General features: G+C 66.4%; 15 protein-coding genes. 8 read left to right on the top strand and 7 right to left on the bottom strand.

Annotation, left to right across the window (positions count from 1 at the left end):
* Positions 1-20: 20 nt before the first annotated feature.
* Genes A3Q7_RS0105400 through ygfZ form a run of 3 tightly spaced genes read right to left on the bottom strand, consistent with a single transcriptional unit; the run spans position 21 to position 2,135 of the window.
* On the bottom strand, positions 21-806 hold the full coding sequence (locus A3Q7_RS0105400) for an NRDE family protein (protein ID WP_018410840.1): 786 nt from the start codon (positions 804-806) through the stop codon (positions 21-23).
* Positions 807-825: 19 nt separating this feature from the next.
* A complete protein-coding gene (locus A3Q7_RS0105395) occupies positions 826-1,113 on the bottom strand; it encodes a DUF4936 family protein (protein ID WP_018410839.1) in 288 nt (95 codons plus the stop codon).
* A complete protein-coding gene (gene ygfZ / locus A3Q7_RS0105390; protein ID WP_232417833.1) occupies positions 1,113-2,135 on the bottom strand; it encodes a CAF17-like 4Fe-4S cluster assembly/insertion protein YgfZ in 1,023 nt (340 codons plus the stop codon). The genes A3Q7_RS0105395 and ygfZ overlap by 1 nt, the downstream gene beginning before the upstream one ends.
* Before the next feature lie 124 nt (positions 2,136-2,259).
* Between ygfZ and mltG the strand changes: the two genes are divergently transcribed.
* From mltG to queF, 7 genes are read left to right on the top strand one after another with little or no spacing between them, the layout of a single operon-like run.
* Positions 2,260-3,273: an endolytic transglycosylase MltG gene (mltG, locus tag A3Q7_RS0105385; RefSeq protein ID WP_018410837.1), complete on the top strand. Its 1,014-nt coding sequence runs from the start codon at positions 2,260-2,262 to the stop codon at positions 3,271-3,273.
* A gap of 7 nt (positions 3,274-3,280) precedes the next feature.
* Positions 3,281-3,898, top strand: coding sequence for a dTMP kinase (gene tmk, locus A3Q7_RS0105380; protein ID WP_018410836.1), 618 nt, complete (start codon positions 3,281-3,283; stop codon positions 3,896-3,898).
* A complete protein-coding gene (gene holB, locus A3Q7_RS0105375) occupies positions 3,899-4,951 on the top strand; it encodes a DNA polymerase III subunit delta' (RefSeq protein ID WP_026224524.1) in 1,053 nt (350 codons plus the stop codon).
* A gap of 29 nt (positions 4,952-4,980) precedes the next feature.
* Positions 4,981-5,346 (top strand): PilZ domain-containing protein, encoded by a 366-nt coding sequence (locus tag A3Q7_RS0105370; protein WP_018410834.1) that lies wholly within the window; start codon positions 4,981-4,983, stop codon positions 5,344-5,346.
* Positions 5,347-5,391: 45 nt separating this feature from the next.
* Entirely contained in the window at positions 5,392-6,195 is an 804-nt protein-coding gene (locus tag A3Q7_RS0105365) for a TatD family hydrolase (RefSeq protein ID WP_018410833.1), read from the top strand.
* Positions 6,192-6,824 carry an ankyrin repeat domain-containing protein gene (locus tag A3Q7_RS0105360; protein WP_026224523.1) on the top strand — a complete coding sequence of 211 codons (633 nt, stop codon included), beginning with the start codon at positions 6,192-6,194 and terminating at the stop codon, positions 6,822-6,824. Before A3Q7_RS0105365 ends, A3Q7_RS0105360 begins: the two co-directional genes overlap by 4 nt.
* On the top strand, positions 6,824-7,648 hold the full coding sequence (queF, locus tag A3Q7_RS0105355; RefSeq protein ID WP_018410831.1) for an NADPH-dependent 7-cyano-7-deazaguanine reductase QueF: 825 nt from the start codon (positions 6,824-6,826) through the stop codon (positions 7,646-7,648). The genes A3Q7_RS0105360 and queF overlap by 1 nt, the downstream gene beginning before the upstream one ends.
* Positions 7,649-7,651: 3 nt before the next feature.
* Here queF and A3Q7_RS0105350 read toward each other — a convergent pair whose 3' ends face one another.
* Positions 7,652-8,356 carry a uracil-DNA glycosylase gene (locus A3Q7_RS0105350; protein WP_018410830.1) on the bottom strand — a complete coding sequence of 235 codons (705 nt, stop codon included), beginning with the start codon at positions 8,354-8,356 and terminating at the stop codon, positions 7,652-7,654.
* 111 nt (positions 8,357-8,467) lie between these two features.
* Between A3Q7_RS0105350 and A3Q7_RS0105345 the strand changes: the two genes are divergently transcribed.
* Positions 8,468-10,951, top strand: a complete 2,484-nt coding sequence (locus A3Q7_RS0105345) for an ABC transporter permease (protein WP_018410829.1) — start codon at positions 8,468-8,470, stop codon at positions 10,949-10,951.
* Positions 10,952-11,029: 78 nt separating this feature from the next.
* On the opposite strand, the gene A3Q7_RS0105340 is transcribed toward A3Q7_RS0105345, so the two are convergent.
* Genes A3Q7_RS0105340 through A3Q7_RS0105330 form a run of 3 tightly spaced genes read right to left on the bottom strand, consistent with a single transcriptional unit; the run spans position 11,030 to position 12,492 of the window.
* On the bottom strand, positions 11,030-11,428 hold the full coding sequence (locus tag A3Q7_RS0105340) for a hypothetical protein (RefSeq protein WP_018410828.1): 399 nt from the start codon (positions 11,426-11,428) through the stop codon (positions 11,030-11,032).
* Positions 11,415-11,765 (bottom strand): heavy-metal-associated domain-containing protein, encoded by a 351-nt coding sequence (locus A3Q7_RS0105335; protein ID WP_018410827.1) that lies wholly within the window; start codon positions 11,763-11,765, stop codon positions 11,415-11,417. Before A3Q7_RS0105335 ends, A3Q7_RS0105340 begins: the two co-directional genes overlap by 14 nt.
* Before the next feature lie 16 nt (positions 11,766-11,781).
* Positions 11,782-12,492 carry a hypothetical protein gene (locus A3Q7_RS0105330; protein ID WP_018410826.1) on the bottom strand — a complete coding sequence of 237 codons (711 nt, stop codon included), beginning with the start codon at positions 12,490-12,492 and terminating at the stop codon, positions 11,782-11,784.
* Positions 12,493-12,605: the final 113 nt, after the last annotated feature.

The raw sequence follows: 12,605 nt of genomic DNA, 5'->3' as shown, positions 1-12,605 counted from the left end.
TCCTCCGGCCGCGACATCGATCACATGCCCGCCACTGGCAGATCGACGCGAGTGCGGCCCGATACCCCGCCATCCGGGGAAAACCGTCGCTCCTCGACATACAGCCGGCCATCGCTGATTTCCGCGATCGTGCTGCAGCGAGTGCCGTACTCCTCGCCGACCACGAACACCGATGAAAGTTGCCGTTCTCGCTCCAGCCCCACGCCGGTATCGGGCAAGGCCTCGTCGGAGGCGGGCCGGCGGTCCAGCAGCATCCTGAACAGCGCTTCGTACTGCGGGCCGCCGCTCCGGCAGGTGCGCATGATGTCGCCCAGGCCATCCCGGGCCAGCACCAGTTTGGGCCAGGGCGTACCCGGACGATGATTGGATACCGCATGAATGCCGGGGGGCAGGCATGCGACCGCGGGCGCTTCGCCGTTTCTGTGGCCAACCCACCATAGTGCGCGGCCATCGCCGAGCAGCAGATTGAAGCCGTTGTAGCCGGCGGCGACCGCTGCGGCATCCCGTGCGTAAGCACGGGCTTCGCGTTGCCCGGCCAGGAAATCGAGCACGAGTCGCCCGCGTGACCGGGCCGCGGCGCGCGCACGCGCGGGATCGCGGAAATTGGTCAGTGCGGCGAAACGACCATTGCGCGTGAAGCCCAGCCAGGTGCCGCCGGATTCGAGATCCTGCCCGGCGATCAGCCACGGCAAGCCTGCCCACACATCCAGAGGCCGCGTCGGTCGCGCGTGGAACTCATCGCGGTTCGCCGCCAGCAACAGCCGCTGCGGCGTATCCGGTGACCAGGCGAATACGATGAGGCACATGCGGATCCCCGGTGCCGGGCTAGGCGACCCGGAATCGTTCCAGATGACGCACGCCATCCTGCTTCAGATACTCGACCAGCCCGTGGCGCAGCACGTGCAGCCCGAGTTCGATCTCGAATCGGCGCGGATCGGTCACCCCTTCATACACCTCCATCCAGGTCGACGGATCATCCAGCCTGCGCCGCAGGCGACCGGCTACACCCGTTGCCGCGCGCAGCGACGCCTGCATGCTCGCGACCGCTGCGCGCAGGGCCGCTTCGCGATGCGGATCGATGCGGTAGTAGATGTAGTAGTCGATGGGTGTCATCAACCTTCGTTTTCGCCGAGCGCGTACGGCAGGGGCAGAAAGGAAAGCGGGCTGCCGGACAGGCTGCCCAGCGTCACCGGTCCGGCTTCGGTGCTGGACATCTGTACGACCGCCAGCAGTTCGCATCCGCCGTCCGGCAGCGCCACCGCGTCGACCACCGCCCCGCAGGCCTGGTCCTTCGTGTCCCGGCCGTACACCGGCGTACCGGGCGCCGGCGGCGCGCAATCGGCGGACGCGCGATACATGCGGCGCTTGAGTTTGCCGAGGTACTGCGTGCGGGCGACGATCTCCTGCCCCGGATAGCAACCCTTCTTGAAACTCACGCCACCACTCAGCTCGAAATTCACCATCTGTGGAACGAACTCTTCCTGCGTGGCCGGCCATATGCTCGCCAGGCCATCGCGGATGTCGAACCAGCGCCAGGCGGGCGATCCTGCCGGCGTTGCGTGAGCGGCCAGCGCGCGCCATACGGATTCGAGCCGCTCCGGCGGCGGAAGGATTTCGAAGCGGTCGGAGGCCAGCCGCAGCACGGCGACACCGTCCGCCTGCGCCTGCGTCATCGCGACTGCGGGGACCGGCAGGCCGGCGGCGCTCAATGCGGCTTCGGCACCGCGGCCGGCCAGCCCCAGAGCGGGCAGCGCGGCGCTGCCATCGGTGAGGGTCGCTTTCGCCCGCAGGATGTACATGGCGAGCTTCTTGCGCAGGGCTTCCGCCAGTCCCTGCGGCAGTTGCAGCACGATGCCGGCGCTGTCGCGCCAGATCAGGAAACTCGCCAGCATGCGACCCTTCGCGGTGCAGAAACCGGCGTACCGCACGTCGTCCGCGCTCAGCGACTTCACATCGTTGGTCATCAGATTGTGCAGGAAGGTGGCCGCATCCTCGCCCTCGGCGCGCAAACGCGCCAGATGGGTCAGCGGCACCAGCACCGTGCCTTCGCGCGCGGCGCGCATTTCCTCGCTGGCGTCGACGACGGCGGCGAACTGTCCGTCCTCGGTCAGGGTGCCTGCAGGGGGGAGGTCCATGAGCATCATGATGTTGCGAATCCCGAAAGTTGAACGCTGTCGAAAAGGTAACATACGGGAAACGCCGTGCTGACTTCGCGCCCGCCTTCCTTCGTCCCCGCTCACAGCGTCACTCCTGCACCCGATGATCCGTCTGTTCGTCCGTTTGCTCGTCCTTGCCCTGCTGTGCGCCGCGTTGGCGATCGCGGCGCTGGCCTGGTATGCAACGCGGCCCCTGCACTGGACGGGCGATGCGATCGAGTACACGCTGCGGCCCGGAACTTCGCTGCGCCAGGCGGCGCTGCAGATCGAGAGCGCCGGCGTTCCGGTCGATGGCCGCCTGCTCGGTCTGATCGGTCGCTTCGCGGTCGATGGCACCCGTCTGCAGGCGGGGAGCTATGCCTTCGAGGCCGGGCACACGCCGTTGCAGTTGCTCGAGCAGATGACGCGCGGTGACGTGAGCCTGCGTGAAATCCGTTTCATCGAAGGATGGACGCTGCGGCAGATGCGTGCAGTGCTCGCCGCGCATCCGGATGTGAAACAGGTGGTGGCCGGTATGGACGACCGGACATTGATGACGCGGCTGGGCAGCGATGCGCAATGGGCCGAAGGTTGGTTCTTTCCCGATACCTATCTTTTCCCGGCCGGCGACAGCGATCTGGACATCCTGAAGCGCGCCCATCACGCAATGCGGCGCCAGCTCGACGCGGCGTGGCAGAAACGTGCGCCGGACCTGCCCTATGCCTCGCCGGAGCAGGCGCTGATCATGGCCTCCATCGTCGAGAAGGAAACCGGCATCGAAGCCGACCGGGCAACCGTGGCGTCGGTCTTCGTGAACCGCCTGCGCGCCGGCATGCCCCTGCAGACCGATCCGGCGGTGATCTACGGTCTGGGCGAACGTTTCGACGGCAATCTGACGCGCGCCCATCTGAACACCGACGGTCCGTTCAACACCTATATGCGGAGAGGCCTTCCGCCGAGCGCGATTTCCGCCCCGGGTCGGGCGTCGATCGAGGCGGCCCTGAATCCCGCCCGCACCGACTATCTTTACTTCGTCGCCCGCGGCGATGGCAGCAGCGTATTCTCGCGTACGCTCGCCGAACACAACAGCGCCGTCGACCGCTACCAGCGACGTCCGGCGAAGATGGCGCGCAAATGACGGAATCATGAATCACAGGCATTTCATCACTTTCGAGGGCATGGACGGCGCCGGCAAGAGCACGCAGATCGCACGGACCGCCGACTGGCTGCGCAGTCGCGGTCACGCGGTCCTGCTGACGCGCGAGCCCGGCGGTACGCCGCTGGGCGAATCCTTGCGCGCGCTGCTGCTGCATGAGGCCATGCACGCGGAGACCGAAGCGCTGCTCATGTTCGCTGCCCGACGCGAGCATCTCGCGCAGGTGATCGAACCGGCGCTGGCGCGCGGTGAATGGGTGTTGTGCGACCGCTTCACCGACGCGAGTTTCGCCTATCAGGGCGGCGGCCGGGGTCTGACCGCGGAGCGGCTGGGCATACTGGAACAGTGGGTGCACGGCGACCTGAAGCCCGGGCTCACGCTGCTTTTCGATTTGCCGTGCGAGGTGGCTGCCCGACGTCTGGCGACCACCGGCAGCGATCCCGATCGTTTCGAACGCGAACAGTCCGCTTTCTTCAATCGCGTGCGTGCGGCCTATCTTGAACGCGCCCGGGCGGAGCCGGCACGCATCCGCGTGCTGGATGCTTCGCGACCTGCGGACGGTGTTTCGAATGAACTCGAAGAAATTCTTTCAAATTACTGTTATTGAATGATTTACGACTGGTGCTCCCCTCAGTGGTCGCAATTGCTCGCCCTCGGTGAGCGATTGCCGCACGCGCTTCTTCTCGTCGGGCCGGAAGGGCTGGGCAAGCGGGAATTCGCCGAAGCGCTCGCTGCTCGCGTGCTGTGCCACGAGGCGCGTGCGGACCAGCAGGCCTGCGGGCATTGCCCGGCCTGCCTGCTGATCGCGTCCGACAATCATCCGGACTGGCTGGTGGTGCGGCCGGAAGCGCTCGAGGACGCGGCGGAGGATGCGGATGAGGCGGGCGACGAAGGCGAGGGCAAGGCGAAGTCGACGCAGATCCGCATCGCGCAGATTCGCGCAGTGACCGAGCGGCTTGGCGTTGGCGCGCATCAGGGCGGTTACCGCGTGGTGCTGCTGTATCCGGCCGAGGCCATGAACGTCGATGCGGCGAATTCACTTCTCAAATCACTTGAAGAACCGCCGCCAAGAACGTTGTTTTTATTGATTTCTGATCATCCGAGAAATTTGTTGCCCACGATACGGAGCCGGTGTCGTGTGCTGTCCTTCCAGCAGCCGGCACGTGACGAGGCGCTTGCCTGGCTGAAGGCGCAGGGCGTGTCCGATGCTGTCGACGCCCTCGCGCTGTGTGCCGGCTCGCCATTGCGTGCGCGCGATCTGGCCGGTTCGAAGGAAGCTCAGATACAGGGCCAGTTTGTCGATGATGTATCCAGGCGCGCGCTGGAAGCGCCACTGGAAGTGGCCGCGCGCTGGGAAGGCTGGCTGCGCGGCCGCAAGAAGGGCGAGGCCGGCCTGACCGACATGGCGACCCTGGTGACCTGGTTGCAGCGCTGGATGGCCGATCTGGTGCTGATCATGCAGACCGGTCAGGCGCGTGTATTCCTGGGCCGCGGTGAGCAGTTGAAGAAGCTGGCCGAACGCAGCGACGTGGCAACCGTGCTGCGTGGTTACAATGAATTGTTGAAGGTGAGGGCGCTGGCGCATCATCCGCTGAATGCGCGGCTGTTCCTCGAGGATCTGCTGATGCGCTATGCCCGTCTGTTCCAGGCATCCCGCTGAACGGGCAGCGATGTGAAGAAGGAGGCAGGATGAGCGACACGCAGATGCAGGCCGGCAGCCGTCGGGCGGTGCTGTCGCTGGCCGTCAGTTCCAAGTCGGTGCTGTATGCCGCCTACATGCCCTTCCTCAAGGGAGGGGGCATCTTCCTTCCGACCAATCGCAGCTATCGCATCGGCGACGAGGTGTTCCTGCTGTTGCAATTGATGGACGATCCAGCCAAGTTGCCGATACAGGGCACGGTGGCGTGGGTGACGCCGGCCGATGCCCAGGGGGGCAAGCAGCAGGGCATAGGACTGCGCTTCGGCGAGGACGACAGCAGCAAGTCGGCGCGGGCCAAGATCGAATCGGTGATCGGAAGCTACCTGGGTTCGTCCCGCCAGACCCATACGCTTTGATCCGCCGGCTGCAGTTCATCGTCTTTCATTCTTCCGTCTATTCCGATGTTCGTCGATTCACATTGTCATATCGATTTTCCGGACCTCGCGGTGCGCGAGGATGAAGTGCTGTCCAATATGGATGCGCAGCAGGTGAGCCACGCGCTGTGCGTGTCGGTCAATATCGAGCAGTGGCCACGCGTGACCGCGATGGCTGAGCGGCACGACAATGTGTTCGCGTCGCTCGGTGTGCATCCGGATTACGAGGACGTGACCGAACCGGACGTCGCACAACTGGTCGAGATGGCAGCCCATCCGCGCGTCGTCGCGATAGGGGAGACCGGTCTGGACTACTTCCGTCTCACCGGCGATCTGGAATGGCAGCGTCGGCGCTTCCGCACCCACATCCGTGCCGCGCGTGAGTGCGGCAAGCCGCTCATCATCCACACCCGTGCGGCGGCCGAAGACACGCTCGCCCTCATGCGCGAGGAAAAGGCGCATGAGGCCGGCGGCGTCATGCACTGTTTCACCGAATCGCTGGACGTTGCGAAGGCGGCGATCGACATGGGGTTCTGCATTTCCTTTTCCGGCATCGTCACCTTCAAGAATGCCCAGCCACTGCGCGAGGTGGCGCGGGTGCTGCCGGAGCATGCGCTGCTGATCGAGACCGATTCGCCGTATCTGGCACCGGTGCCCTACCGTGGCAAGATGAACGAACCGGCTTACGTACCGCATGTGGCGGCCGAACTCGCACGCGTGCGCGAAGCCTCGGTCGAGGCGATCGCGCGCAGCACCACCGCCAACTTCTTCCGGTTGTTCCGCGACGCGGCCCGTCTGGCCGGCCGCACTGATCAGGCGGTGAGCGCATGAGGATGGTGAGCGCAGTACTTCTGTCCTTGTCCATGGCCGCAGCGAGTGGCGCATCCGCCGCGGCCTATGACGATCTGATCAATGCGGCCAATATGGGTGATGTCCCTGCCGTGAGCGCTTTCATCGACCGCGGGCTGGATGTCAATTCGGTGGATCTGCGCGGCGAAACCCTGCTCATCATCGCCGCGCGCAATGGGTACGGCGATATGGTGAAGGCGCTGCTCGCCCGCCGCGCGCGCATCGAGGCGGTCAATGCGGTGGGCGAGACGGCGCTCGCGGTGGCCGCCTTCAGCGGTCATGCGGACATCGTCGAACAGCTGCTCGCCGCGGGTGCCAATCCGGTGAACCCTCATGGCTGGTCCGCGCTGCACTATGCCGCCATGCAGGGGCATTCGGCTGCACTGCGCGCGCTGATCGCGCGCGGCGCACCGGTGGACGCGCTTGCACCGAATGGTGCGACAGCGCTCATGCTGGCGGCGCGCGCATCGACCGAAACGGTGAAGGTGCTTCTGGGCGCGCGTGCCGATGTGCGCATCCGCGGCCGCGAAGGGGAGACTGCGCTGGACTGGGCGATCAAGGCCGGCAACACCGATGCAGCCGCACTGATACGCGCGGCGCAGGCGCAGTGATGAGTCACCCGGCCAGCGGTTCCGGACTGGGGCGCGGTACCGAGTATCCGGACCGTTACGACGCCGGCCTTCTTTTTCCGATGCCGCGTGACGCCTCGCGCCAGGCGCTCGGCCTGCAGCCAGGCGCGCTGCCTTTTGTCGGCGTCGATCGCTGGCATGCGTGGGAGATTTCCTGGCTGGATCCCCGCGGCAAGCCGCAGGTGGCCATCGGTCGCTTCGACATTCCGGCCGACAGCTCGCACATGGTCGAGTCGAAGTCGCTCAAGCTCTACCTGAACGGGTACAACAACGAGCGCATGGTGTCGCTGGAAGCGGTGCGCGCATTGATCGAAACCGATCTGTCTGCCGCCTGCCGGTCAGGCGTGCGGGTCGAGCTGTATGCGCCCGATGCGCTGGCTGCGCCGGTGATCCGGCCGGTCGGTGAGTGCATCGACGGACAGGAGGTGGAATGCAGCGTCTATCAGCCCGACGCCTCTCTGCTGGCCGTGCGTGACGAACTGGTCGAGGAAACGCTGTTTTCCGATCTGCTGAAATCGAACTGCCCGGTGACGCAGCAGCCGGACTGGGCCACGCTGGTGCTGCGCTACCGCGGCCCGGCGCTGGATCGCGCAGCTTTGTTGCGCTACATCGTATCGTTCCGCAACCACGCGGATTTCCACGAACACTGCGTCGAGCGCATCCATACCGACCTGATGGCGCGCTGCCATCCGGAACGGCTTACCGTGGCGGCGTACTACACGCGACGGGGCGGACTGGACATCAATCCCTGGCGCAGCAGTTTCGAACAGCCCGATGACAGTTTCGTCAAACTGGCGAGGCAGTAGCGTTCAGCCATCGATCTGGCGGCGCAGTCCGGCGACCGCTGCGCGGAACTCCGGCGCGCCGCCATAGCTCGGATGGCGTGCCGGTATCGCCGCGATGCCCATGTCGGCCAGGCTGTGCTGGCAGATGCGGCCGATGGCCATGCGCGGTACGCCCGGGAACAGTTCGAGGAAATGTTCGAGCAGCGGACGCAGTGCGCGTCTTTCCGCCACGCCGGGCGCGCGGTTGCTGAGCACATTTCCGGCGTCGTGCGGGTGGTAGGCCACCGCGTTCCACAGCACGAATTCGTTCGGGACCCAGCCATGGCCGGTCATGGCGGACCAGACGATGCTCGCGGTGCGTTCCAGCATGCCGTCCGCGTTCCTGAGCTGCGGCAGCGGACGGCTGGTGCGCTGGAAACAGCCGTCGAAGTAGTCGGCGCCGCGCCCGGTGGCAAAGGCGGCCAGCACTTCGCGTTCGCTGGTCATGGCCATGCCGGAGAATTTGGCGCCGCTGTAACTGGGGGCTTCGGCGATCAGCAGCACCCGTGCCCGGCCGAGGCGCGCGGCAAGGTAGCGATGCAGGTGGTCGGCGCGGATGCGCGGCGCAGCGGCCGTCAGGTCGTGCGCGGCGTCGTGATCGCCCCAGGGATTGAACATGAGCGATCGGTCGGGGATCAGATCGCCGGCACAGAGTATGCGGATGAATCGGTCGAGAAGTGGCGCGGACATGGGGTCGGGTGATCGCTGCAAGCAGGGCTCGAGGCGCGCATTGTGCCTGCCACGAGTCGCCGTTGCATCGCGCGCCGTTGGGATACGAATGATGAAGTGCTCGAAAGGCGGATGATGAAATCGGACATCAAGCTGGGATGGCGCATGGCGGTGCGGGATTTCCGCGCCGGCGAGCTGCGCATACTGGGGCTCGCGCTGGTGCTCGCAGTCGCGGCACTGACCTCGGTCGCCTTCTTCACCGACCGCGTGTCGCGCTCGCTGGTCGATGAAGCGAACCAGTTGCTGGGCGGAGACCTGCTGGTGGCGTCCGATCAGCCGCTGGACGACGCGTGGCAGCGCGAAGCCGCGCGGCGCGGCCTGCGCACCGCACTGACGTGGACCTTCACCAGCATGGCGTCGTCGCCGGACGGGGCGCAACTGGTGGGCGTGAAAGCGGTGTCCGACGGCTATCCGCTGCGCGGCACCTTGCGTGTCGCGCCACAGCTCAATGCCCCGGACCGTCTTGTCGACAATGGTCCCGAGGCCGGCAGCGCCTGGCTGGACGAGCGCGCCAGCGCCGCGCTGGGCCTGCGCAGCGGCGACGGCGTGAACATCGGCCAGTTGCGGCTGCGTGTGGCCGGCGTGCTCACTTTCGAATCCGACCGCGGAGCCAATTTTTTTGCCTTCGTGCCGCGACTCATGATGCACGCATCCGATCTGTCCGCCAGCGGCTTGCTGCAACCGGGCAGCCGCATTGCCTACCGGCTGCATGTGGCCGGCGAGGATGCGGCAGTGCGCGCATTCGCCGGCTGGCTCAAGCCTCTGCTCGCGCGCGGCCAGCGCATCGAGAGCGTGGACGATGCGCAGCCCGAGGTGCGCGGAGCGCTCGACCGCGCACAGAAATTCCTGCGGCTGGCCGCCATGCTGGCGGTCGTGTTCGCCGCCGTAGCGGTCGGTCTGGCGGCGCGCCGCTACATGCAGCGCCATCTCGACGGCTGCGCGGTCATGCGCTGCCTGGGTGCCACCCAGTCCAGGCTCACGCGGCTGTTCCTGATCGAATTCGCGCTGGTCGGCATCGTCGCCTGCGTGGGCGGATGCGCGATCGGCTACCTGACCCAGTTCGGCGTCGAAGCGCTGCTGTCCGGCTTGTTCGCGACTCGCCTGCCGCAGCCCGGTCCCTTGCCCGTCGTCTATGGCTTCGCGGTCGGCATGACCTTGATGCTGGGTTTCGTGTGGCCGCAGTTGCTGCGCCTGCGCCGCGTGTCCACGCTGCGCGTGCTGCGCCGGGAACTGGAGGCGGGCGATGTCGTGTCCTGGGGCGCCTATGCCTTCGGCGTGCTGTGCCTGGGCGTGCTCATCGTGTTGATGGCGGCCGACCTGCAACTCGGCCTCATCGTGGTGGGCGGCTTCGTCGTCGCCTGCGGTGTCTATGCGGTACTGGCCTGGGTGTGTCTCGGGCTGCTGGCACGCCTGCGGCACCGGCTCAGCGGTGGCTGGCGCTATGGCGTGGCCAGCCTGACCCGTCGCCGTGCTGCCTCGACGCTGCAGATCGCGGCTTTGGGCATCGGCCTGACCGCCGTCCTGCTGCTGGTCATCGTGCGAGGTGATCTGCTGGATGCGTGGAAGAACAAGCTGCCCGCCGATGCCCCCAACCGCTTCATCCTGAATATCCAGCCGGACCAGCGCGAGCCGGTGAGCGCGCTGTTCGCGCAGGCTGGCCTGGCGGCACCCGAGTTGCTGCCGATGTCGCGCGCGCGTCTGCTGTCGATCGATGGCCGGCCAGTGTCGCCCGACGACTACGAGGACGCACGCGCACGACGCCTGGTCGAACGCGAATTCAATCTGTCATGGTCGGATCACGTGCAGGTGGGCAATCGTATTGTCGAGGGGGCCTGGCAGGCCGGGCGTCCCGGCTTTTCGGTCGAGGCGGGTCTGGCGCGCACGCTGGGCATCAAGGTCGGCGACCGCATGGGTTTCGAGATCGCGGGCGAGCGGGTGGAGGCCGAGGTCGGCAGCCTGCGCGAACTGGAATGGGACTCCATGAACGTGAATTTCTTCGTCGTCGCCACGCCGGGCGTACTCGACAGCTACCCGGCCAGCTACATCACGTCCTTCCATCTGCCGGCATCGCACTCCGCTTTCGCGAATGATCTGGTGGCGCGCTTCCCCAATCTGACCGTGATCGACGTCGATGCCATCCTGCGCCAGTTCCGCGCGCTGATGGACCAGCTCGCCGCCGCGGTCAGCGTGGTGTTCGGCTTCGCCCTGCTGGCAGGCGTGGTCGTGCTGTTCGCGGCCATCGAATCGACCCATGACGAGCGGCGATTCGAACTCGCCGTGCTGCGCACGCTGGGCGCGCGCGACCGGCAGTTGCGCGGCTCGCTGGCATCGGAATTTGCGATACTTGGCGGCGTGGCCGGTCTGCTCGCCGCGATCGGGGCGCTTGCGCTGACCATGCTGCTGGCGCGCGAAGCCTTCCAGCTTCCCTATGTGCCGTCGCTGGGGCTGCCTGCGCTGGGCTTTGCCTGCAGTGTCGCCGCAGTGCTGGCCACCGGCATGCTGGGGCTGCGCGGTGCCTTGCGCTCTTCGGCATTGGCCAGCCTGCGCGCGCTCTGAGCTGAGTGGTATCGCGGTGACGCGGGCGGATGCGGACGAATCCGCATCCGCCCGCGCCGATGCCGCGTCAAGTGCGGATCATCCGTCCCGAAGCAGCCATGGGGCAATGAACGCAAAGAAGGTTCCGACCGCGAACAGCAGGACAGACAGGGCATGTACGCAAGCGGACACGCGTCGTGCGCGGGCGCAGGCCAGAGCTGAGGCTGGATCGACCGGGCAGGGCAGGGCACGAGCCCGCCACTGCGCGATGGTGGCCAGAACGAGCATTGTGGCCGCGCCGCCGAACACCGCGAGCTTGTGCTCGGAGAGCCAGATGAGCTGGGGAAAGCGGGTCGTCAGGGTGACCAGCGTCGCGCCTGCGCCCAACGCGACCAGCAGGGCCGGCAGCGCACAGCACACCAAGGTGGAACTGCTTGCCAGCAGCGAAAGTCCGCTGCTTCCCAGCGTTGCACGCAGGCTGCGTTCAGCGTCCGCCATCGGATGTCCCCTTGAGTGTCGCGCGCAGGCTGTCCAGGGATTCCGGCACGCGTTCCATGCGCCGGACCCGGTATCCGGCGTCGGTGATCTGCGCGCGCAGGGTGTCGTCTGGAATGTCCAGCCCGTCCTTCAGGCTGAGCGCGACCACCTTGTGTTCCAGGCTCACCAGCACGTCGGCAGTCGCGGCATGGCTGCGCAGCTTTTTCTCGATTGCCGATCCGCAGAATGCGCATACCAGGCCTTCCACCTGCATCTTGATCGTGGTCGCGGCGTGCGCCGGAAGTGAGGAAAGCAGGGGCAGCAGAATGGATGCGAAGAGAAGTCTGATCTGTTTCATGTGAGTATCCTTCAATTCAGAACAGGAACATGAGATTCACGAAGGCGTCACCGCGGTGTTCGCTGTTGACGCTGACGCCGGCATCGACCCACCACCGGCGCTGGAACAGCCGCAGCAGCGGAGTCACCTGGGTGGCGCCGGTCAGGCCGCTGCGCGGTTCCAGTTGCACGCCAATCCAGGTGGCGACATCCTCGTAATCAGCCGCATAGGGAGCCCACAGTGCCTGTGCGGTGGTGACCAACTGGTCATGGCCGCCCGCGCGATAGGCATGGGAAGACAGGCGAGCGTAGATGCGGCGTGTCTCGTGATCGACCCAGAATCCGCCGTGCAGCCCGCTGCGCGTATCCTCGCCGGACGCGCCGTATTCGCTGCTGCGCGCCCACAGCGGTCCGCCGTAAAGATATGCGTTGGTGATGCCATCGTTGCCATAGTGGCGATGGACCAGCCAGTTTGCCTGCAGCGTCGTGTAGCGGCGATCGATGCGACCGTCGTCGGACAGGTAGCGCGACTGGCCTGTGGCGATCGCGAGGTCGGGTCGCAGGCCATGGGCGACCTCGACCATCTGGCTGTCGGGTGAAGCCGAGAACATGAACATCGTGATGTCGCGCGGGATGAAGAACCCGGCGGCGGCCTGTGCCGACGAGGTGGCGAGCGCAAGGGCCGCGAGCCGGCGCGCATGCGCTGCCGGCTGCCTGCCGCGCCATGGCGGAGGACAGTGCTGGAACATGGACAACTCCTGAACGGATGCGTACGAAAGTAAGGTCGTGCGTTCGGTTCAGGCTGTGCGGGGAGGTCTTTCCGCAGGCCCGTCGGTACGGGAAAAGGCGGGCGCGTCGATTG

This window comes from Methyloversatilis thermotolerans (genome assembly GCF_000372885.1).
Classification (GTDB): Bacteria; Pseudomonadota; Gammaproteobacteria; order Burkholderiales; family Rhodocyclaceae; genus Methyloversatilis; species Methyloversatilis thermotolerans.
This window is presented reverse-complemented; position numbering and strand designations above follow the sequence as displayed.